This window comes from Riemerella anatipestifer, assembly GCF_009670965.2.
GTDB lineage: Bacteria > Bacteroidota > Bacteroidia > Flavobacteriales > Weeksellaceae > Riemerella > Riemerella anatipestifer_B.
Map to the genome: position 1 here is coordinate 1,751,041 of NZ_CP073239.1, position 22,369 is coordinate 1,773,409.

General features: G+C 33.9%; 23 protein-coding genes. 12 read left to right on the top strand and 11 right to left on the bottom strand.

All coding sequences use genetic code 11. The annotated features are described in order from the left end of the window. Nucleotides 1–8: 8 nt before the first annotated feature. Genes D1J36_RS08095 through D1J36_RS08110 form a run of 4 tightly spaced genes read right to left on the bottom strand, consistent with a single transcriptional unit; the run spans nucleotide 9 to nucleotide 2,889 of the window. Nucleotides 9–671, bottom strand: coding sequence for a 3-oxoacid CoA-transferase subunit B (locus tag D1J36_RS08095; protein WP_154138159.1), 663 nt, complete (start codon nucleotides 669–671; stop codon nucleotides 9–11). Nucleotides 672–679: 8 nt separating this feature from the next. Next, entirely contained in the window at nucleotides 680–1,387 is a 708-nt protein-coding gene (locus D1J36_RS08100; protein WP_154138160.1) for a CoA transferase subunit A, read from the bottom strand. Between the two features lie 15 nt (nucleotides 1,388–1,402). Further along, on the bottom strand, nucleotides 1,403–1,678 hold the full coding sequence (locus D1J36_RS08105) for a hypothetical protein (RefSeq protein ID WP_154138161.1): 276 nt from the start codon (nucleotides 1,676–1,678) through the stop codon (nucleotides 1,403–1,405). Between the two features lie 29 nt (nucleotides 1,679–1,707). Then, nucleotides 1,708–2,889: an acyl-CoA dehydrogenase family protein gene (locus D1J36_RS08110; RefSeq protein ID WP_154138162.1), complete on the bottom strand. Its 1,182-nt coding sequence runs from the start codon at nucleotides 2,887–2,889 to the stop codon at nucleotides 1,708–1,710. A 76-nt stretch (nucleotides 2,890–2,965) separates the two neighbouring features. Here D1J36_RS08110 and D1J36_RS08115 point away from each other — a divergent pair, with 76 nt between their 5' ends. Both D1J36_RS08115 and D1J36_RS08120 read left to right on the top strand, forming a co-directional pair. Next, entirely contained in the window at nucleotides 2,966–3,169 is a 204-nt protein-coding gene (locus D1J36_RS08115; protein ID WP_154138163.1) for a putative signal transducing protein, read from the top strand. Between the two features lie 11 nt (nucleotides 3,170–3,180). Then, complete coding sequence (locus tag D1J36_RS08120) at nucleotides 3,181–4,257, top strand: tyrosine-type recombinase/integrase (protein ID WP_154138164.1); 1,077 nt, start codon at nucleotides 3,181–3,183, stop codon at nucleotides 4,255–4,257. A 3-nt stretch (nucleotides 4,258–4,260) separates the two neighbouring features. Here D1J36_RS08120 and D1J36_RS08125 read toward each other — a convergent pair whose 3' ends face one another. The 4 genes from D1J36_RS08125 to D1J36_RS08140 all read right to left on the bottom strand — a co-directional run bounded on the left by D1J36_RS08125 (nucleotide 4,261) and on the right by D1J36_RS08140 (nucleotide 6,784). Beyond that, entirely contained in the window at nucleotides 4,261–4,608 is a 348-nt protein-coding gene (locus D1J36_RS08125) for a hypothetical protein (RefSeq protein ID WP_064970705.1), read from the bottom strand. 124 nt (nucleotides 4,609–4,732) lie between these two features. After that, the gene (locus D1J36_RS08130; RefSeq protein WP_154138165.1) at nucleotides 4,733–5,545 is read right to left on the bottom strand and encodes an undecaprenyl-diphosphate phosphatase; all 813 of its coding nucleotides are present in this window, start codon (nucleotides 5,543–5,545) and stop codon (nucleotides 4,733–4,735) included. A gap of 75 nt (nucleotides 5,546–5,620) precedes the next feature. After that, nucleotides 5,621–5,881 carry a DUF3098 domain-containing protein gene (locus D1J36_RS08135; protein ID WP_004918031.1) on the bottom strand — a complete coding sequence of 87 codons (261 nt, stop codon included), beginning with the start codon at nucleotides 5,879–5,881 and terminating at the stop codon, nucleotides 5,621–5,623. A gap of 3 nt (nucleotides 5,882–5,884) precedes the next feature. Then, nucleotides 5,885–6,784 carry a cell division protein FtsX gene (locus tag D1J36_RS08140; protein WP_154138166.1) on the bottom strand — a complete coding sequence of 300 codons (900 nt, stop codon included), beginning with the start codon at nucleotides 6,782–6,784 and terminating at the stop codon, nucleotides 5,885–5,887. A 99-nt stretch (nucleotides 6,785–6,883) separates the two neighbouring features. Between D1J36_RS08140 and rsmA the strand changes: the two genes are divergently transcribed. The 7 genes from rsmA to D1J36_RS08175 all read left to right on the top strand — a co-directional run bounded on the left by rsmA (nucleotide 6,884) and on the right by D1J36_RS08175 (nucleotide 12,953). Continuing rightward, nucleotides 6,884–7,672, top strand: coding sequence for a 16S rRNA (adenine(1518)-N(6)/adenine(1519)-N(6))-dimethyltransferase RsmA (gene rsmA / locus D1J36_RS08145; protein ID WP_154138167.1), 789 nt, complete (start codon nucleotides 6,884–6,886; stop codon nucleotides 7,670–7,672). A 19-nt stretch (nucleotides 7,673–7,691) separates the two neighbouring features. Beyond that, entirely contained in the window at nucleotides 7,692–9,041 is a 1,350-nt protein-coding gene (mgtE, locus tag D1J36_RS08150; protein ID WP_153926700.1) for a magnesium transporter, read from the top strand. Between the two features lie 48 nt (nucleotides 9,042–9,089). Further along, on the top strand, nucleotides 9,090–9,548 hold the full coding sequence (locus D1J36_RS08155; protein WP_154138168.1) for a hypothetical protein: 459 nt from the start codon (nucleotides 9,090–9,092) through the stop codon (nucleotides 9,546–9,548). Nucleotides 9,549–9,702: 154 nt separating this feature from the next. Further along, nucleotides 9,703–10,239: a hypothetical protein gene (locus D1J36_RS08160; protein ID WP_154138169.1), complete on the top strand. Its 537-nt coding sequence runs from the start codon at nucleotides 9,703–9,705 to the stop codon at nucleotides 10,237–10,239. Between the two features lie 33 nt (nucleotides 10,240–10,272). Then, entirely contained in the window at nucleotides 10,273–10,839 is a 567-nt protein-coding gene (locus D1J36_RS08165; protein ID WP_154138170.1) for a cysteine hydrolase family protein, read from the top strand. 18 nt (nucleotides 10,840–10,857) lie between these two features. Further along, nucleotides 10,858–12,165, top strand: a complete 1,308-nt coding sequence (locus D1J36_RS08170) for a sialidase family protein (protein WP_154138171.1) — start codon at nucleotides 10,858–10,860, stop codon at nucleotides 12,163–12,165. A 101-nt stretch (nucleotides 12,166–12,266) separates the two neighbouring features. Beyond that, a complete protein-coding gene (locus tag D1J36_RS08175) occupies nucleotides 12,267–12,953 on the top strand; it encodes an SIR2 family NAD-dependent protein deacylase (RefSeq protein WP_154138172.1) in 687 nt (228 codons plus the stop codon). On the opposite strand, the gene D1J36_RS08180 is transcribed toward D1J36_RS08175, so the two are convergent. From D1J36_RS08180 to dapA, 3 genes are all read right to left on the bottom strand, one after another. Further along, nucleotides 12,950–13,603 (bottom strand): metal-dependent transcriptional regulator, encoded by a 654-nt coding sequence (locus tag D1J36_RS08180; RefSeq protein ID WP_154138173.1) that lies wholly within the window; start codon nucleotides 13,601–13,603, stop codon nucleotides 12,950–12,952. The genes D1J36_RS08175 and D1J36_RS08180 overlap by 4 nt on opposite strands. Before the next feature lie 42 nt (nucleotides 13,604–13,645). Next, nucleotides 13,646–14,554, bottom strand: coding sequence for a magnesium transporter CorA family protein (locus D1J36_RS08185; protein WP_064964578.1), 909 nt, complete (start codon nucleotides 14,552–14,554; stop codon nucleotides 13,646–13,648). Nucleotides 14,555–14,627: 73 nt separating this feature from the next. Next, nucleotides 14,628–15,515 (bottom strand): 4-hydroxy-tetrahydrodipicolinate synthase, encoded by an 888-nt coding sequence (gene dapA / locus D1J36_RS08190; protein ID WP_154138174.1) that lies wholly within the window; start codon nucleotides 15,513–15,515, stop codon nucleotides 14,628–14,630. A gap of 270 nt (nucleotides 15,516–15,785) precedes the next feature. On the opposite strand from dapA, the gene D1J36_RS08195 reads away from it, so the two are divergent. From D1J36_RS08195 to D1J36_RS08205, 3 genes are all read left to right on the top strand, one after another. Then, entirely contained in the window at nucleotides 15,786–18,509 is a 2,724-nt protein-coding gene (locus D1J36_RS08195; RefSeq protein WP_154138175.1) for a SusC/RagA family TonB-linked outer membrane protein, read from the top strand. 32 nt (nucleotides 18,510–18,541) lie between these two features. Further along, on the top strand, nucleotides 18,542–20,134 hold the full coding sequence (locus D1J36_RS08200) for a RagB/SusD family nutrient uptake outer membrane protein (RefSeq protein ID WP_154138176.1): 1,593 nt from the start codon (nucleotides 18,542–18,544) through the stop codon (nucleotides 20,132–20,134). Nucleotides 20,135–20,217: 83 nt separating this feature from the next. Next, complete coding sequence (locus D1J36_RS08205) at nucleotides 20,218–22,365, top strand: glycoside hydrolase family 97 protein (RefSeq protein ID WP_154138177.1); 2,148 nt, start codon at nucleotides 20,218–20,220, stop codon at nucleotides 22,363–22,365. Nucleotides 22,366–22,369 lie beyond the last annotated feature (4 nt).

Consider the following 22,369-nt stretch of genomic DNA (forward strand, 5'->3'; position numbering starts at 1 on the left):
TATTTGTTTTAGTCTAAAACTATTTCTGGGATTTCTCCTTCTATAATGAGTTTCCCTGCTGTTGCTTTTTTAATATCGTCTAGGCTTACATTAGGTGCTTTTTCTAATAATTTAAAGCCTCCTTCGGGTACTATTTCGTAAACGCCAAGCTCTGTAACTACTTTTTTGATACATTTAACTCCTGTAAGAGGTAAGCTGCAGTTTTGGAGGAGTTTAGACTCGCCGTGTTTATTCACTTGCTGCATTGCTACAATAATATTCTTTGCGGAAGCAACTAAATCCATTGCTCCTCCCATACCTTTTACCATTTTACCCGGTATTTTCCAGTTAGCGATGTCTCCATTCTCGGAAACTTCCATCGCACCTAGTATGGTTAAATCTACTTTTTGAGCTCTAATCATACCGAAACTCATCGCCGAGTCAAAAACTACTGAACCTGGTAAAGTAGTAATGGTTTGCTTACCTGCGTTTATTAAATCTGCATCCTCTTTGCCTTCCTCTGGAAAGGGTCCCATTCCTAATAATCCATTCTCGGATTGTAGTACCACATTTATGCCCTCTGGAATGTAGTTGGCAACTAGGGTAGGAATACCTATGCCTAGATTAACATAGGAATTATTTTTTATTTCTTTAGCAATTCTTTGTGCTATTTGTTCTTTTGTTAAAGCCATAATTGAGGTTAGTCTTGATTGGTTTTTCTTACGGTTCTTTGCTCTATTCTCTTCTCGTAGTTTTCTCCTTGGAAAATGCGGTGTACATAAATTCCAGGAGTATGTATTTGGTCAGGGTCTAATGTTCCTGCAGGTACAAGCTCTTCTACTTCTGCAATCGTAATTTTACCTGCCATTGCCATTGGTGGATTAAAGTTTCTAGCGGTAGAACGATAGATTAAATTCCCAGCTGTGTCGCCTTTCCATGCTTTAACGATGGCAAAATCAGCATCAAAGGCATACTCTAAAAGATAATCTTTACCATTAAAGTTTCTGACCTCCTTACCTTCGGCAACTTCTGTTCCCACGCCAGCTGGAGTGAAAAAAGCAGGCATACCATACCCCGCAGCCAAACATCTAGTTGCTAGAGTCCCTTGTGGGATAAGCTCTACTTCTAACTCTCCGCTTAGTAGTTGCCTTTCAAATTCGGCATTTTCTCCCACATAGGAAGAAATCATTTTTTTAATTTGCTTTTTTTGAAGTAAAAGTCCTAGTCCAAAATCATCAACACCTGCGTTATTAGAAATACAAGTAAGTTTTTTTACATTTTTTCTTACTAGCTCGGCAATGCTATTTTCTGGGATGCCACACAGCCCAAATCCGCCAAGCATAATGGTCATTCCGTCTTTGATGCCTTCGCAGGCTTCTTGCACATTTTTAACAGTTTTATCTATCATTTTTCAGATTTAATTCTATTGATTTATTAAATTTTTATATCTTTTTTCATACTTATTAAAGCCCACAAAGTAGTAGTACAAGCTAAGAATAGCCGAAGCCACCAACCAAATAATCCCATTTTTCCCTAAAAAGGCTTTGAAATCATCAGGTTTAGTAATGAAGTAATTGATAGGAGCAGCAATAAGTATAAACATAAAGGCGATTACGACGCCTTGCCTTACCGAAAATTTGAGTCTACTTTGTCGTAAGTTTTGCCATAAAGTGATGAATCGTTTGTCTTTTTCGTTCATAGTTTCAATTTCGTTTTTATAGTTAATTTTTATGAGAAAGCATTAATACCCGTGATATCCATACCTGTTATTAAAAGATGAATATCGTGAGTGCCTTCGTAAGTAATTACAGATTCTAGATTGGCAGCGTGTCGCATCATAGGGAAGTCTCCCATAATCCCCATAGCACCTAGTATTTGTCTGCTTTCCCTAGCAATGTCTAATGCCATTTTTACATTATTTCTTTTAGCCATAGAAATTTGTGCTGGAGTAGCTTTGTTTTCATTTTTAAGCAGACCTAAACGCCATGAAAGAAGTTGAGCTTTAGTAATTTCTGTGAGAAACTCGGCTAATTTCTTTTGTTGAAGTTGAAAGCTACCAATAGGTTTCCCAAATTGTGTACGCTCTTTGGCGTATTGTACTGCGGTGCAATAGCAATCTATAGCAGCACCTATAACGCCCCAAGAAATCCCATATCTAGCAGAGTTAAGACAGGACAATGGACCTTTAATTCCTTTTACATTCGGTAGGAGATTTTCTTTAGGGATTTTTACATTTTGGAACACCAATTCTCCCGTTCTAGAAGCTCTTAGACTCCATTTATTGAGTGTTTCTGGAGTAGTGAAACCTTCCATTCCTCTTTCTACGATTAGCCCTCTAATGGTATTGGTTTCATCTTTAGCCCAAACAATAGCGATGTCGCAAGTAGGAGCATTGGTAATCCACATTTTAGCTCCATTCAGCAGAAAATAATCGCCCATATCTTTAATGTGAGTTTCCATATCAGACGGATTAGAACCGTGGTTGGGTTCGGTAAGTCCGAAAGCTCCTGTGATTTCACCCGCTCCGAGTAAAGGTAGGAATTTTCTTTTTTGTTCTTCTGTTCCAAATTCAAAAATAGGATACATTACCAATGATGATTGCACCGAAGCCGCAGAACGCACCGCAGAATCTCCTCTTTCTAACTCTTGCATAATGATGCCGTAGGAAATTTGGTCTAGCCCAGTACCTCCATACTCTTTTGGGATATAGGCTCCTAGAGCTCCTATATTGCCCAATTGTTGCATCAGGTTTGGGATTTCTTTGTGTGTTTGTGCAGCGTTATCTATCTGAGGAATTACAGAACTTTGTATCCATTGTCTCACAGAATTTCTAACCAATTTATGCTCTTCGGTAAGAAGGCTATCTAGCATGTAATAGTCTGGGATACTACTAAGTGGATAATAACTCATACTAATGTGATAAGGTTATGTTTAAACGCTACTAATATAGTTAAAATTATTATATTTGAATAAAATAAATTTGGTTATGGTAAAAATATTTGAGTCAGGATTTCTATACGAAGTAGAGATTATGAAGTCTAAACTTTCGTCTGAAGGTATAGAAAGCTATATCAAAAATGAGTATGTTAATAATGTAGCTGTAATGCCTGTAAACCAAAACTATATTCTTGTAGTAGATGAAAGTTTGGCAGACCAAGCAAAAGAGATTTTGGATAGGGTAGAAGAGTAAATTAAAAAGATATGCAGTGGAATAGCTCCTTATACCAAACGAAAGTTGGAGAACATCGTGAGAAAAATGTGATATGGATTTCTTTTCCGTATCAGAAGGAGCTTATTGACCTTCTTAAAGAACATACCACTGCCCGTTGGTCGGCTAGTCAAAAAAGTTGGTATGTCCCTAACAATAGACATTACAGAACCCTTTTTAGTATTACAGAAGAGCCTTTGGTTGGCAAAATGGTATTTTCAAAAATAAAAGCGGTTAATCGCTCTGCTTTTGAGCGTTTTCAGGAGCATTTAAAACTAAAAGGATACAGTCGAAATACGCTTAGAACTTATGCCGTAGAGTTTGCCCAACTGCTTTATGTTCTAAAAGATTTTCCAGTAGATGAATTGTCCGAAGAACGCTTAAGGTCTTATTTTCTCTATTGTTTTGAGAATTTAAAACTTTCGGAGGCGGAAATAAACAGCCGTATCAATGCGATTAAATTTTACTTTGAGCAAGTCTTACATCGCAAAAAAATGTTTTTTGATATTCCTCGTCCTAAAACAAAAAAACAACTACCAAAGAGTTTAAATAAAAAACAAATTTTAAAAATATTTGAAGTAACCACCAACCTCAAACATAGATGTATGTTACAGCTTTGTTATGGTATGGGTTTGAGAGTGAGTGAGATTGTTAATTTAAAACTAGAGGATATATGTAGCGAAACTATGCGTGTGCGGATTGAGAATGCTAAGGGTAAAAAAGACCGTATGGTGCCTTTACCTGAAAGTATTTTGCCTGAACTTAGAGCCTACTATCGGGAATATAAACCTAAAAAGTATCTATTTGAAGGACAATATGGTGGTATGTATTCGGTAAGGTCGGTTCAGTCGGTTTTTAAGACTGCGATGAGAAAGGCAGGTATAAATAAGACAGTAGGCATACACGGTTTAAGGCATAGCTATGCTACTCATCTTTTGGAAATGGGGACAGATATAAGATATATACAAGAGTTTTTGGGACATAATAATATCAAGACTACTCAAATCTATACACAGGTTACTTCTGAACATCAGCGGACAATAAAAAGCCCATTGGATAGTTTAAAGTAATGATTATTGTTTCTTTTTTACCAAAAGAAGCCATTCTTCATCTAATGGCAGGTAGCCTTGGTCATAAACAAAAAAGTAGGTTTTGCCGTTTTGAGTATTGATGATGGAGGTGATTAAATCAAAATTAAATCCTTTGTTATAGAGTTTTATTTTAGGAACTTTAGTTTTTTCCTCTATATTTAGTTCAGATAATATTCTGTAATTTTTCCTTAGTTGATTGTTTGTATTTCTCATAAGGTTAGTATAGTCCTTATTCATACGGTTGTTGTAGGAATTTCGGCAACTATCTGAGCAAAATTTTTTATCTTCTCTACCTACTATTGTTTCGTTACATTCTAGACATTGTTTCATTATAACTGGTGTTTATGTGGAGCTGTTAACTTAACAAATATAGGCTAAATGTCTGTTATACACTACTGATTTCTCAGTTTAATGATGTCTCAGAGATTATATCAATATTTCAATATTAATAGATTTATTTTACGGCCGTGAAATAGACAAGCAATGCTATCCCTACGATAATTCTATACCAGCCCCAAGGTTTAAAACCGTATTTTTTTATCACTCCTATAAAAAATTTAATAGCTATCACAGCAACTACAAAAGCCACTAGATTACCCGCTAAAAATAGTTTTAGGTTATCACCGTGTGTAAGCATTTCGTAGCCTTTTTGTTCTACGCCTAAGTATTCCCATTTTTTTACAAAAATAGAATATACCGTAACGGCAAGCATGGTAGGTACAGCTAGAAAGAAAGAAAACTCGGCAGCAGCTTCTCTAGATAGTTTTTGTTGCATACCTCCAATAATGGAAGCTGCACTTCGGCTAGTACCAGGCATCATAGCTAAACATTGCCAAAAACCGATGGTAATAGCTTTTTTTATACTGATTTCTTTTTCTGTATGTATTTCAGGAGTTTTGAACACTTTGTCAATAAATAGAAGAACCACGCCACCTAAAACTAAAACTATGGCGATGGGAATAGGGTTTCCTAAAACATCGTCAATCATATCATCAAACAGATAGCCTAAAACCAATGCTGGAATTACGGCAAAACCAAGTTTGATATAAAAATTGAAATTCTGAAAATTGAAAAATTTTTTCCAATATAAAAAAACTACAGCAAGGATCGCCCCCAACTGTATCGATACTTGAAACATTTTAACAAATTCGTCTTCTTGTATTCCGAATATAGAACTTGTGAAAATCATATGTGCTGTAGAGGAAACAGGTAAGTATTCTGTTAAACCTTCAATAATGGCAATAATAATAGCTTCTAAAAAATTCATAACTTAAAAAGTTTAAAGCAAAAGTCAATTGCATTATATAACAATTGACTTTAATTTTTGTATTATAAAAAATAATTATTTTCTTTTCAAAATAGCATAGACTTGTATCACAAATCCTGTAATTACCAATAGTGGAGCAATGCGTATTCTTCTGATAGAAAAAATATCTTCATTCCAGTAGTTTGGGTCAAATTTACCATCAGGTGTTGTGTTAGCCCCAGAACCCATCATAAGAATAAATCCTAAAACGATACACACCAAGCCTATAAGCATCCACTTATAATTGTCTTTTTTGAAATAAAAACTATTTTCGTTTGTTTTATTTTGTTCTGCCATAGTTTAAGAATAGTATAAATCATCAATATTAGTTCTAAGGAACCTCCAAGTTGCAAAAATAGTACTTAGAACAGTGATAAGAACTCCCACTCCAAAAACAGCTAAAACCAATTGTATGTACTGATTAGTATCTTGTACAAACGGAGTTCCTATTTGGTTAGTAAAATAATACCAAACTCCAAATAGTGCTAAAAGCCCAATAACAGCACCAATGAGTCCTAAAATAACGGCTTCTATGATGAATGGTTTAAGGATAAAACGTCGCTTAGCACCCACAAGTTGCATGGTTTTAATAATGAATCTTTTAGAGAATATTTTTAGTCTAATGGAGTTGTTTATCAGTACAATCGCTAAAATTAAAAATACTAAAGAAAATGCTAATATCCAAGTGAGTATTCTATTAAGGTTGTTGTAAACCTCAATCATTAGGTCGCTATTGTTTTTTACTTCTACAATGCCATCTACTTTTTCTAATTCTTTAACTACGCCTTGTATTTCTTCAGGGCTTACGAAGTCTGGCTTTAGAGAAACCTCTACTGAAGACGGGAATATGTTTTCTTCAAAAAGAGCATCAGCATCTATACCCATACTTTTTTTAGCCTCTTTAGACGCTTGCTGTCTTGAGATAAAAGTAGTTTTTTTAACAAACGGAAGTGCTTGTATGGTCTTTATAGCTTCTTGTTCTTGTTTTGCTATTTTTAGAGAATCTTTAGCATCGTAGTTTTCGGAGAAAAAGGCGTTTACTACAAGTTGTTCTTTAATATAGTCTGAATATTTTTGAGCATTGATAAGAATAAGACCAAAAAGCCCTACCAAAAACAAAACTAATGCTATACTAATAACTACCGTGATATTGCTGGATCTCAGCCTTCTTTTGTTAAAATCGTCTACTGTATTAGCCATTAAATGAAATTTTTCGGCTAAAATAGAAAAAATCTTCCGAAATTTGCTCCCAATAAGACTAAAATCATTGTTAATAAAATCATAAAAAATAATTTCATTTTGACAGTAAAAGCTAAAAAACACCTCGGGCAACATTTTCTTAATGATGAAAATATAGCTTCTAAAATCGTAGAAGCCCTAGATACTAATGCTCAGGATTTCGTTTTAGAAGTAGGTCCAGGGATGGGTGTTTTAACCAAATATCTTCTTAATAAAAGTTCAGAAATATTTGTGGCAGAGATAGATGTTGAGTCTATTGCCTATCTTAAAGAACACTACCCAAAACTAGAAGAAAAACATTTTGTAGGTGATTTTTTAAAAGCTAATTTGACCGAAATTTTCAATTCGGAGCAGGTTTCTGTTATAGGGAATTTCCCATACAATATTTCATCACAGATTTTATTTAAAATAATAGATAATTACGCCCAAATACCAGAAATGGTGGGAATGTTCCAAAAAGAAGTCGCTGAAAGAACTTCCGCTGAACCTCGTACCAAAAGCTATGGAATTCTGTCGGTAATGGTTCAAGCGTATTACGATGTAAAGTATCTTTTTACCGTTAGCGAAAATGTTTTTACGCCACCACCTAAAGTGAAATCTGGAGTTATCAGGCTTACCAGAAATCCTAAAAAAGGTTTGGAAGGCAATGAGATTTTGTTTAAACAAATTGTAAAAGCAGGTTTTAATCAAAGACGAAAAAAATTAAGCAACGCTCTTAAAGGACTCAATATTCCTGAGGCTTTATTAACGCATAATTTCTTAACTTTGCGAGCGGAAGAACTTAGTGTAGAAGATTTTATCATCTTTACTAATGAGTGGCAAAATGCACTAAAATCGTCAGCCGTTTAACTACTAAATAAATCTTATTTTGACTGAAACCGTTGCTCTTAGAGAACTGATAAAAAATCTCATCAAGGAGAAAAATGCCAAAGAGGTGGCTCTGATGCTTTCCGAAATGGAGGCACCAGACATTGCTTCTATATTTGAAGATTTGGAGGAGGAAGAACAGCATTTTCTCTATGATTTAATGAGCAATGAGAAATCTGCGGAAGTACTCTTAGAGATAGACGAAGATGAGCGAAAGAGCTTTATGAAAGGTCTCTCTTCACAAGAAATTGCCGATGAAATTATTAATGAGATAGATTCTGACGATGCGGCAGATATTATCTCTGAGCTTCCAGAACATCAGCAGACCGAAATTATCCAAAGGTTAGATGACGAGGAACACGCTCAAAGTATCGTAGACTTACTTAGATATGACGAAGACGAGGCTGGAGGTCTTATGGCAACGGAAATGGTAAAAGTTAACCAGAACTTAACCATTATTTCTGCGGTCAAAGAGATGAGAAAGCAAGCCGAGGATTTAGATGAGGTGTATTCTATCTATGTGGTAGATGATAATGATAAACTGCTAGGACTTTTAAGTTTAAAAAAACTACTTACAACCACTTCTTCTACTAAAGTTTCGGAGGTTTATAATCCTAAAATCCGTTCGGTGATGGATACGGATACGGCTGAGGAAGTAGCAAGATTTATGCAAAAGTACGACCTTTTTGAGGTTCCTGTGGTTGATGCTAGAGGTAACTTGGTAGGGCGTATTACGATAGATGATGTTATTGACTTTATAACCGAAGAAGCAGAAAAAGACTATCAGTTAGCATCGGGTATCTCCCTAGATGTGGACTCTACGGATACTATTTTTTCGCTTACAAAGGCACGGTTGCCTTGGCTTTTTATAGGTATGGTAGGTGGTTTAATAGGCTCGCAGGTATTACAAGGGAACCAAGATGCCCTACAAAAGATACCTGCTCTTATGTTTTTTGTGCCTCTAATAGCTGCAACGGCAGGTAATATTGGGGTGCAGGCATCAGCGATTATTGTGCAAGGTTTAGCTAATAATACTCTAGGAACAGATACTATTAAAACCTTGATAAAGGAAGTAAGTGTTTCCGCAGCATCTGGATTTATTTTATCAGTGATTATTCTTTCGTTTAATTTGCTTGTCAATAGGCACGATATGATGGTGTCTATTGCTATTTCGGTTTCGCTGTTGGCGGTTATTTTGGTGGCTGCTGTTATTGGGACTATAGTGCCTATTCTTCTTAATAAAAACAAAATAGACCCAGCAATAGCCACAGGTCCATTTATTACGACTTCTAACGATATTTTAGGGGTTTTGATTTACTTTACCATAGCAAAACTAATGTTGCATATTTAGAGGGGTTACCTGCAAGTCTTTTCAAAATAACATATAAAACTAGCAATTTTGAAAAAGTTTATAACAGAAGTTAAAAACACTAACTTCATCGAAGAAATAAATAATACTAAAGAATTCGATAAGAGAAAATATACATTTTTAATTGGATTGGAAATATTTTCAATGATTTTGGTTGCATTAATCCAATATTTTATAAGACCCAAAAAAATTACTTTTTTACAAATTAACGATTTTTTACTTGGCACATTACCAAGTTTATTTGGAGCTATTGGTTATGTCGCTTTAGTCTTTGTCATTCATAGAATTGTTAAAATAAAGTATCATAAATATAAGATTTGGAAAAGCCTTCTATTCGCAAATTTATTTACTGTTATAGGTTTTACAATTTGGGAAGTTATAAGAATGGCATTATATTCATTTGATGTAAATGATATTTTAATGACAATTTTTGGCTGTTTTATTGCATCTTTTTTAATTTTAATAATTTTTTACAATGACTTAAAATAAGCCCTGCAGGTAACATAGTATTTGCAAAAGGTGGCGAGCGGTGTTGAATTGAAAAGCAGAAATATTTAGTCGTATATACTTTTCAATTCAACTATTTTGACTAATTTAGTTTCATTGGAAAAGCATCTGCTTCGGTTGGTTATAAAAAATAGAGATGAGAATCATTAAGGAAATATTGAAATATTTGACACTAGTTTTTCTTCTGTTAATACTATTTAAGCTAACAAAGTATTATGGGGATTACGTAGAATCAGTTTATGATATTATAATAATTCCGTTTGTGGTTTGTTTAATATTGGTTAATGGTTTGGTTTTATATTTCTATCAAAAGCGAAGAAAAAAACTCAGAACACTAAAGCTTATTTGTTTGTTTGGTATGACTGGGGTTTTGTTTAACATATTTAATAATTGTCACTCAAAAAATAGAGAAGTACTATCAACATATTCTATTGGTACTGAAACGAAAGTAGAAATAACATTATTTGAAAATCAAACATTTCAAATTACAGAATACTCGCCTCATGCTTTTCATCATTGGAACGGAAAGTATAAAATTTCTAATGATACCTTGTATTTAAAAAATATTGACTTTGAAAAGTTATCTTATTTACAACTCACGGATAAATACTTATACGATACAAATACTAAAAATTTCTTTTCAGAAGGGTATAGTCCTCTTATGAAAAAGTAGTAAATTAGTAGCAACTCTAAAAGAGTATTTAAAATGAAATTAAGAGAAAAAAATCCTGCATTAGTTTTAATTGATGTTCAAAAGGCTTTTCTTGAAGAAGATTATTGGGGCGGAAATCGTAATAATAAAAATGCTGAAGAAATTTGTGGTAAAATTTTGAAAAAATGGAGAGAATTAAATTTACCAATCTTCCATATAAGGCATAGTTCAGATAATCCTAAATCAAAACTTCATATTACAAACGCAGGATTTGAATTTAGTGGGTATGTTACCCCAAATGATTCTGAACCTATCATTACTAAAAATGTAAATAGTGCATTTATTGGAACTACATTAAAAGAGCAAATTGATAGCTTAAATATTAACACATTGGTAATTGTTGGAATAACTACCAACCATTGCGTTTCTACAACAACTAGAATGTCTGGAAATTATGGTTATGAAACTTATCTTATTTCGGACGCGACAGCAACATTTGATAGGGTTGGAATTAATGGAGAAAAATACGATTCAGAGTTAATCCATCAAACAACGCTTGCAAATCTGAATGAGGAATTTGCAACTGTTTGGAATTCCGAAAAGTTATTTAAAGAGATTTAAAAGAATTAAAGTGTATATATGGCAAAAAAAGTTTTAAATTTTAAGTTAGTATTGATACTAATAATACTGGTGTCTTGTTCAAGAAATGACGAAATTACAAATGAATCACAATTACCAGAAGAGGTAAAGGATGTTATTATAACTTCTTATTCTAAGAACTATGCATATTCGGGGGAGGAAGTAATTATTTATGGAGAAAACTTTCCTATAAAAGAAAAGTGTAAAATATTATTTGATGATGTGTATTCTGAAATACTTAATGTAAGCAAAGACTCTAGACAAATTACTATTAAAGTTCCAAATGTTGCTAGGTCCATTCCAACATTAAAATTTATTTTTGAAAATCGAAATGTCGTCAATAACATTACAAATGATTATAACAAAAATATTGCTGTTATTAATAAGAGTATTGGAAACTGGACCTCTACAGAGTCTGCAATATTTATTTCTGATAATGATTATATTAGAGGGATACAGATAAAAAATAATGGAAAAATATATTATAATGTTTCAAAGAGAACTTACAGTTCACCTGACGATGGGATTACTTGGAAAGTATGGTATAACTCTAGTTTCTTAAGCGATTTTCATGCTACTGATAATGATGAAGGATTTGCGGATAGTGGTTTTGGTCTTGGTAAAGTCCCTAAGGGAGGAAGTCCCTTATCTTTAAATATTTTTTTTACTACAGATTCAAGAACATCTGAAAAATTCGCTACTGTATTTGTTGAAAATGATATGAGAACGGGCTTATTAGTTACGACAAATAGGAATGTTTATAAAACATCGGATGGTGAAAACTTTGTTAAAGTCTATAACTCAGGCTCTACAAAGATTGATATTCAGAGAGCTCCATTTAAATTAGATTATCAAAATATTTGGACAATTGGGTATGATCAGGCAATTGAAACAGGTCTAATTTTTTATTGTAACGGTAATAACGAAAATTGGCATAGTTACTTATTTACCGCTTATCCCAAAAGTATGGTAAACAATATTTATTTTGTTAATGATAGGGTAGGATACTGTTCACTTTATACTTTTGATGCTAATCCAAAGGTTAAAATGTTTAAATCATTAGATGGTGGAGCATCATGGAATCTAATTAGTGATATTCCAAATGCTCAAAGAAATATCTCTATGGTTTTCATAAATGAATCAATAGGTTATGTCTCATCAGATAATCAAATATTTCTTACTAAAGACGGAGGAAATACTTGGTCTTTAGATTTTACTGCAGATGAAAATATTCAAAAATTGGGATATTCAAATAATTGCGTTTATGCACTAACAAATGGTAAAATAAATAGAAAATTTTTAAAATAATTTTATATGTTCTCAGATTAGCATTTAATGTGTATAAATTAAACTGTTTTTTTTATAGTTTGTGTTTAGAGAAATAGTAATTTCACTATAAAAATTATCTCATGAAAAAAAGATTAGTAGTACTTTCTGGGGCGGGTATTTCTGCTGAAAGTGGCATTAAAACATTTAGAGATTCTAATGGGCTGTGGGAAAACCACCGTATAGAAGACGTGGCGAGCCCAGAAGGGTTTGAAAGAAATCCGCAATTGGTTTTAGATTTTTATAATCTTAGAAGAAGGCAATTAGCAGAGATTAAACCAAATTTGGCTCATAGCATTTTAGCAGAATTAGAAAAGTACTATGAGGTAATTGTTATTACTCAAAATGTAGATGATTTGCACGAAAGAGCCGGATCTTCTCATATTATTCACCTTCACGGAGAGCTTAAAAAGGCGAGACCTATAAACTCTGAAAGCGAGATTATAAATTGGGAAACCGACCTTAATCTAGGAGACAACAATGAAAAAGGCGTTCAACTTAGACCTCATATTGTATGGTTTGGTGAGGCTGTGCCTGAAATGGAAAAGGCTATAAACCTAGCAACTTCGGCAGATTTATTTTTAGTGATAGGTACTTCATTACAGGTTTATCCTGCGGCATCTTTGGTGCATTATATTCCACAACATTGTGAGTTGTTTCTCATTGACCCTCAAATTCCCGAGCATTATACAAAAAAGGCTACTTGCTTTGCTACTTCGGCAACGGAAGGTATGATGAAATTAAAAGAGCTACTTTTAGCTGAGTTTTAATCTAGCTTTACTAAAAGAGCATCACAAACTACCTTGCTGAAAGAGTGGGAAATACCGTTTATAGTAACCATCATAGAAGCGTCAAATTTTTCTTTTTTGTTTACTGCAAGTTGGCTTCCTAAATTGAGTTGTTTATCATTCAAAAAGCTAAGGAAATCTTTGGTATCTACAGTTACAGCGGCTAGTGTTACCTTAGAGCCTTCGGTACATTCGCTGAGTTTCTTTAGATTTTGTTCAATAATATTGCCCTCTTTGTCGGGGATAGGTTCTCCGTGAGGATCTACCTTAGGGTAATTAAGCAACTCGTCCATTTTATCAAAAAACTCTTCGGAGTGTATATGTTCTAGCTCCTCGGCTATTTTGTGCACATTTTCCCAACCGAAGCCCATTTTTTCTACCAAAAACATCTCTGTAAGCCTATGTTTTCTAATCACTAACGCTGCTTCTTTTTGTCCAATTTCGGTAAGGATAATGGGTTTGTAACTTTCGGTAATCACCCAGTTCTTTTGAGCGAATTTTTTCATCATACTATTAACACTCGGCATTTTAATGTTCAAAAATTTGCTGAGTTCGTTTACTGTAACCTCGTTGTTATCAGTCTTTAGATGAAATAAAGCCTTTAGGTAATTTTCTTCTGTAAGAGAGTTCATAGACACAAAAATAAAAGATTTTTTTGTGTGGGAGATAGAATTCTAAAACTTTTTCTTTTTAAAATAAATGAATGTGGCTATAATAATGCTTAGCATTACACCTAAAGTTGCAAAATAACCATATTTATGATGAAGCTCTGGCATAAATTCAAAGTTCATTCCGTAAAGTCCAGCGATAAAGGTAATTGGTAAAAAATAGACCGAGTACATTGCTAATAGCTTCATTACTTGGTTGGCTTTTTGGTCAGATAAGGCAATGTAGACCGAAATGAGGTTGGTAATCTGAGCACTAATATGGTCAAAATCGGACATCACATCTTTTTGTTTATCTACAAGGTCTGCTATTTCAATGTCTTTTAGATTAAGTTTCTTAAAAGCACCTATCCAATCTGAAGACATGTTAAGTACTCTAGCATTAAGCCCTGCCTTTCTTTTAATTTTGTAGAGTTTTTTTATAGGGTTGAGCTGAGGGCTATTTTGCATAAAAATCTCAGTCTCTAACTTGTCAATAATCTCTATAAGTTTTTTACTTTCGTCATCAAAGGATTTCATTATCTTGAGTCCTAAGATTAGAGCTAACTTATCTGGAGAATATTTCTTGTATTTATCAGGATTTTTGTTAAGGTCTTCTTTAATTTCTAGAATACTCTTATTATCAGTTCTATGTATAGTGATAATTATTTTTTCTATGATAAATATGCCTAATTTAGTACTTACATCATTGATGCCATTTAAGTTTTTTCTTTGAAGTTCTACATTTTCTCTAGTTAAGAAAAATTTTACGCCTTCTACTTCTTCAAATTTAGGAAGATGACTCGGGTCTACAGTATCATCTAAGTGTAACTTATTGATATGAAACTGATGATGCAGGGAGTCTAAATCTTCTTTAGTAGGAGCTGTAACATCAATCCACTTACAGAGGTCGCTTTCAAAAATAGTATCTATAGGCATTATAGAGTTTTTAATGGTATAAAAGCTACCCTAAAGAGGATAGCTCTAGTTAGATTATTTGATATTCTATCAATTATTTAAAAACAGAGTTTAGTCTGTCAACCTCTGAATTTATTTTTTGTTGTAGACTTTCTGAAGCTTTAACTAAAGGTAATCTAAGGTGATTTTTAATGATGCCTTTATGTGCTAAAACAGCTTTGATACCAACAGGATTACCCTCAGCAAAAATAAGGCGTGTGATTTCCACCAGTTGATTATGGATGGCATAAGCCTCTTTTACTTTGTCATTTTTTGCGAGTTTTATCATCTCAGAAAATTCTTTAGGGTAGGCTTGTCCAATTACTGAGATTACTCCATCACCTCCAGCGAGTGTTACAGGAAGAGTGTACTCGTCATCACCAGACATTAGCGAGAAATTTGTAGGCTTTTTTCTTAAAATATCAAAGTACTGCGTAAGGTTAGGAGCAGCTTCTTTTATCATAAATAGGTTAGGAAACTCCTTAGCCAATCGTAGTGTAGTTTCAGCTTCTATATTTTGTCCTGTTCTCCCTGGTACATTATAAATAATGATGTTTTTACCTGTTTCTGCCAAAGCCTTATAGTGCTGATAAAGCCCTTCTTGGTTAGGTTTATTATAGTAAGGAGAAACTGATAAAATAGCCTCAAAATCATCAAGATTAGTTTGTTCGATTTCTTTTTTTACGGCTAAAGTATTGTTGCCACCAATACCTAGAACTAAAGGAAGTCTTTTATTGTTAACTTTAACAATGTGTTGTATAACAGCTTCTTTTTCTTCTTTGGAGAGAGTAGCTGTTTCTGCAGTTGTACCAAGAACTACGAAAAAATCTGTTCCGTTAGCTATGTTGTATTCTATGAGCTTTGTAAGAGCATCAAAATCGATAGATAAATCTTCGTTAAAAGGAGTTACTAAAGCAACCCCTAGACCTGATAAATTTTTCATTTCCGTTTCTTATTCTAAAATTTAGAGGACCAAAATTAAGTTTTTTTTCGATATAAACAGAAGATTATTTCTTTTTTGTACTATCTTAGAGTTATAAATAAAATCTGCTTTTTCTGTGTTCGAAAGATGAAATTTGATTTGTTATTCTGTACTTTATGATATTACTCAGAGTAGTTAATTATTTCATAAATATATTGTAATTTAGCCCCCTCGATTTTATTGAGTTGAATAAATATTAAATTTATAACTATTGATTTTTAATAAAATACAATGAAAAACTATTCAGTATTAAAGATTGCTCCAGCTTTTCTACTAGCGGGAGCGATGCTACAAGCACAAAAGGTAGATTCTACCAAAACCAAAAGTATAGATGAGGTAGTGCTTATAGGTTACGGAAAGAAGAAAAAATCAGATCTTACAGGTTCTGTAACGGCAATTTCTTCTAAAGATTTTAATGATGGTATGTTGTCTTCGCCAGAACAGCTTATTCAAGGTAAAGCGGCAGGTGTACAGATTACAACTAATGGTGGTGCTCCTGGTAGTGGCTCTACAATTAGAGTAAGAAGTGGAGCGTCTCTTAATGCATCTAATGACCCACTTATCGTTATAGACGGAATGCCATTAGATACCAAAGGAATTGATGGAGCCGCTAACCCATTAGCCCTTATTAACCCTAACGATATAGAATCTTTTAACATTCTTAAAGATGCTTCTGCAGCGGCTATCTATGGTAATAGAGCTTCTAATGGGGTTATCATCATTACCACTAAGAAGGGAACTAGAGGAAAATTTAGAGTAGGCTATAATTCCACAACATCTGTTTCTCAGAGATTTGGAACGGTGAATATGATGGATGCTAACGAATTCAGAACTTTAGTAAAAGATAAAGCATCAGCGGATTATATTTCTAAATTAGGTAATGCAAGTACCAATTGGCAAGAAGCCTTTTATCAATTAGCGACAGGTTTTGATAATAATTTAACGCTATCTGGAGGAATTGGTAAAGTACCATTTAGACTATCTTTAGGATACCTTAACCAAGATGGTATTATTAGAACTAATAATATAGAAAGAAGCACTGCAGGTTTAAACTTAAATCCAAAATTATTTAATAATCATTTGGATATTAATTTTAACTTAAAAGGGACTTATGTAGAAAATAGGTTTACTGATGGAGAAGCTATCAATGCAGCTGCGTCTTTTGATCCAACACAAAATATTTACGATGCTTCTAATCAAGCGATGGGCGGTTATTGGGAATGGATGGATAATGGAATACCTAACCAAAATGCAACCAGAAACCCTCTTTCTATGCTTTACCAAAGAAGAGATGTTTCTTATGTAAAAAGACTCTTGGGGAATGTTCAATTTGATTATAAATTCCATTTCTTACCAGAGCTAAGAGCTAACTTAAATTTAGGTCTAGACCTATCTAATTCCAACGGAACAGTTACTACTTTACCTACATTAGCTTCATCATACTTCCAAAAAGGAACAAATAGAAACTATGAGCAAGAAAAGAAAAATAGGCTTTTAGAATTTTATCTAAACTATTCTAAAAAACTACCTTCTATAGAGTCTGATATTGATGTAATGGCGGGGTATTCTTACCAAAAATGGAATGAAACTAAACCTTTTGCACCTACAATCTATGGAGATGGAACTAATGATCCTGCAAGTGGTGTGGATTTCTTTACGCAAAACTTATTACTCTCTTACTATACTAGATTAAACTATACATTCAAAAATAGATACTTACTAACGGCTTCTGTGCGTAGAGATGGTTCTTCTAGGTTTAATAGTAATAATAGATGGGGCTATTTTCCATCTGTATCATTAGCGTGGAGAATTGATCAAGAAAGCTTCCTTAAAGGTAACACTACAATCTCTACTTTTAAACTGAGAGGGGGTTGGGGAGTAACTGGTCAACAAGATATTTCAGGTGATTATCCTTATTTGGCAGTATATAGTATCTCTAACTCTGGAGCTAATTATCTTTTTGGAGGTGTACCTTACACTCTTTATCGTCCAGAAGGCTATGACCCAAATATCAGATGGGAAACTACAAGAACTACCAATATAGGATTAGACTTTGGTATCTTAAAAGATAGATTACTATTTAATGTAGATGCTTACAAGAGATATACAGTAGATTTACTAAGTGAGGCTCCAACCCCAGGAGGTGCTAATTTTACCAATTTACTTTTATCAAACATAGGAAATATGGAATCTAAAGGGCTTGAAATTGGTGCATTGTGGAAGGCTATTCAAAACGAAAATTTCTCTTGGGATATTTCCGCTAATGCAACATTCCAAGATGCTAAAATTACCAATTTAGCAGCTAATGAAGGAGCAGGTCAAAGAGTGCTTGTTGGTGGTATATCAGGTATTACAGGTGGTTTGATACAAACACATTCTGTAGGTTATAGACCAAATTCTTTCTATGTTTATCAGCAGAAATATGACGCTAGCGGGAGACCAATAGAAGGCGAATATGTAGATAGAAATGGAGATGGTATTATAAACGAGCAAGATATGTACGAACATAAGTCGTCTATGCCAAAAGCCTTGTTTGCATTTACATCTAGAATGACTTATAAAAATTGGGATATGGGATTTGCTCTTAGAGCTAGTTTAGGTAACTATGTTTATAATAATGCTAACGCTAGATACGGAAATCTACAAAACATAGGAACTAATGGCTATCTACAAAATGTGACTAGAGACTATCTTAATACAGGGTTTACTAAGGCTCAATATTTTTCAGACTATTATGTAGAAAATGCTTCATTCCTAAGAATGGATAATATCAACATAGGTTATAATTTCCCTCAATTTATAGGGAATGCAAGATTGAGAGTGAATGCTTCTGTAAACAATGTTTTTGTGATTACTAAATATAGTGGGGTAGATCCAGAAGTTTTCAATGGTATTGATAATAACTTCTACCAAAGACCTCGTGTGTATTCATTAGGTTTCAATCTTCAGTTTTAATTAAAAGTTATACAAGTTAAAAATTTAAAATAATGAACTTAAAATATTTAAAAATAGGGATGGCTGCTTTAGCATTCAATTTCTCTCTTACTTCGTGCGAAAGAGATTTGGATCAAGTGCATAGTAGTGATGTTACTTCCGTAAGCGTTTACTCAGATTTTGCTAATTACAAAAATGTCTTAGCGAAATGTTATGCTGGGTTAGCAATAGGTGGACAAGAAGGAGGTGATGGTAAACCCGATGTAAAAGGTATTGATGGAGGTATGTCTAACTATTTAAGACAGTATTTCCAGCTACAAGAATTACCTACTGATGAAGCAGTGATAGGTTGGGGAGATGCCAATTTACCAGAAATGAACACAATGAAGTGGGGTTCTGATAACCAGTTTATTACAGCAATGTATTACCGTGTTATATATCAAGTAACACTTACCAGTGAATTTATTAGAGAAACTTCTGACGATAAACTATCTTCTCGTGGTATTACTGGAGCTCAAGCTGAAGAAGCTAGACTTTTCAGAAATGAAGCTCGTTTTTTAAGAGCATTGAGTTATGCACACGCTATAGACTTATTTGGTAATGTTCCTTTTGTAAATGAAAACACAGAAATAGGTTTAACACCTCCTGCGAGAATAGAAAGGAAAGCTTTATTCCAATATGTAGAAAAAGAATTAAAAGACTTAGAGGGATTATTAAAAGCGCCAAGAGCTAACGAATACGGAAGAGCAGATAAAGCTGCTGTATGGATGCTACTTGCTAAACTTTATCTTAATGCAGAAGTTTATACAGGAGAAAAAAGATATACAGAAGCAGCTGATTATGCAGAAAAGGTAGCAACAGCAGGGTATAGCTTAAAAGGAAATTATGAAGAGCTTTTCTTAGCAGATAACCATTTGGATAATAATGAGGTGGTATTTTCTATCAACTATGATGGTATCAGTACTCGTACTTGGGGTGGGACAACTTTCTTAGTTCACGCTGCTGTAGGAGGAAATATGAAAGCTTCTGATTTTGGTATCAACGGTGGTTGGTGGGGACTTAGAACTACTAAAAATTTAGTGGAAAAATTCCCTAATGCTTTAGGAGATATAGATAAAAGAGGTAGATTCTTTACTAATGGACAGAATTATGAAATTAACGATATAGCATCATTTACAGATGGTTATGCATTCATTAAGTTTAAAAATATAGATAGAGCAGGTAAAGCAGGTTCTGATGTTTCAGGAAACTTTACAGATACAGATTTCCCTCTATTCCGTTTAGCAGATGCTTATCTTATGTATGCGGAAGCTGTATTGAGAGGAGGTTCTGGAGACCTTAGCAAAGCTCTTACTTATGTAAATAAAATTAGAGAAAGAGCTTATGGCAATACTAATGGAAATATTACTGCATCACAATTGACTTTAGACTTCATTTTAGATGAAAGAGCTAGAGAGTTGGCTTGGGAAGGTACAAGAAGAACCGATTTAATTCGTTTCGGTAAATTTACTTCTGGTGCTTATCTATGGCCTTGGAAAGGAGGTGTTAAAGGCGGTACTGCAGTAAGTGATACTAGAAACCTTTATCCAATTCCTGCAAAGGATATAATAGCTAATACTAACTTGATTCAAAACCCTGGTTACTAGTGTAATTATAACCTAAATATAGCAAAAGTGTTGCCTAAAACAACACTTTTGCCGTTTAATTCAACTATATATAAATATCAGTTATGAAGAAAAGAAATATCGCCATAGCATTCTTAGGACTTTCTTTCGGAGTCTTGTCTGCACAGAGCCTAAAATCGCCTGATGGCAAATTTGAAATGAATTTCAAACTAGAGAATGGGATTCCGTATTATAGCCTTAGTTATGAAGGTAATCCTGTATTAGAACCGTCAAAATTAGGCTTTGAAGTTTTTAAGAAATCAACTTATAACTATAAAGACATCAGCAATCAAGAGAGCTTAAACTTAAGTTCAGGCTTTGTAAAGGTAGATGAAAAAAGAGATTCTAAAAATGAAGAATGGCAACCTGTTCTAGGTGAAAAAAAGTTCTATAAAAATCATTATAATGAACTTGCGATTACTTTAAATCAAAAGGAACAGAATAAAAATATCGTTGTTAAATTCAGGCTTTTTAATGATGGTTTAGGTTTCCGTTATGAATTTCCACAACAAGAAAATCTCAACTATTTTATCATAAAAGAAGAGCTTACCGAGTTTGATTTCCCTACGGATATGAAGGCGTGGTGGTTGGCTGGAGATTATGATACGCAAGAGTATGTTTATCAGACGAGTAATGTTTCCGAAATACCAGCAAAATGGGCTGCTGCTGTGGAAGACAATGTTTCGCAAAGTCCTATCAAAAACGGAGTTCAGACACCGTTAATGCTTAAAAGAGAAGGTAAGAAGCCGCTCTATATTAACTTGGCAGAAGCTGCTGTGATAGATTATCCTGCGTCTAACCTAGATGTAAGTGCTAAAGATTACAAATTTACAATTCATCTTACACCTGATGCACAAGGAGCAAAAGGTTATGTTCAAACTTCTGCGGTTACACCTTGGAGAGCCATTATTGCATCACCAAAAGCAGAGGAAGTTTTAGCTTCTAAAATGTTATTCAACCTTAATGAGCCTACCAAGTACAAGGATACTTCTTGGATTAAACCGACTAAATACATGGGCGTATGGTGGGAAATGATTATAGGTAAATCTCAGTGGGCGTACTCTACGGCAGACAATGTAAAAATAGGAGAAACCGATTTTACTAAGCTAACGCCTAACGGAAAGCATGCAGCTAATAACGAAAAGGTAAAAAGCTATATAGACTTTGCTTCTAAACACGGTTTTGATGCACTTTTAATTGAAGGTTGGAACATTGGTTGGGAAGATTGGTTTGGTAAATCAAAGGAATTTGTTTTTGATTTCGTTACACCATATCCTGATTTTGATATAAAAATGCTTAACGATTATGCTCATAAAAAAGGAATTCGTCTAATGATGCATCACGAAACATCGGGGGCAGCAACTAACTACGAAAGATGGGCAGATGAGGCATTTAAACTGATGAATAAATACGGATATACAGCTGTTAAAAGTGGTTATGTGGGGAATATTATTCCTAGAGGAGAACATCATTACAGTCAATGGATGATTAACCACTACAACCGTATCGCAGAAAAAGCAGCAGATTACAAAATTATGGTTAACTCTCACGAGTCTGTAAGACCTTCTGGACTTAATAGAACTTATCCTAACTGGGTAGCTGCTGAAGCTGCTAGAGGTACTGAATACGAAGTTTTTGGAGGTAACCCACCAGAACACCAGACCATATTGCCGTTTACGAGATTTATGGGTGGTCCAATGGACTATACGCCAGGTATTTTCCAAACTAAAATGAACTATTATTTCCCTAACGATACTAGATTTGTTAAAACCACTTTAGCAAAACAATTAGGGCTTTATGTTGTGATGTATTCGCCTCTACAAATGGCTGCAGATTTACCAGAAAACTACGAGAAACATTTAGATGCCTTCCAGTTTATCAAAGATGTTGCTGTGGATTGGGACGATACTAAAATCCTAGCTGCAGAACCGGGAGATTACATTCATACTGCTAGAAAGGCTAAAGGAAAAGAAGAATGGTTTGTAGGCGGTATTACAGACGAAAATGCTAGAGATTTTGTGGTAGATTTCTCATTCCTTGATAAAGGTAAAAAATATGAAGCAACTATCTACGAAGATGGTAAAGATGCTGATTATGTTAATAATCCACAATCGTATCATATTTACAAAAAGGTGGTAACTAGCAAGTCTAAAATTCCTGTTAAAATGGCAAGAAGTGGAGGATATGCCATTTCTATTAAACCAGTAAAATAAATTT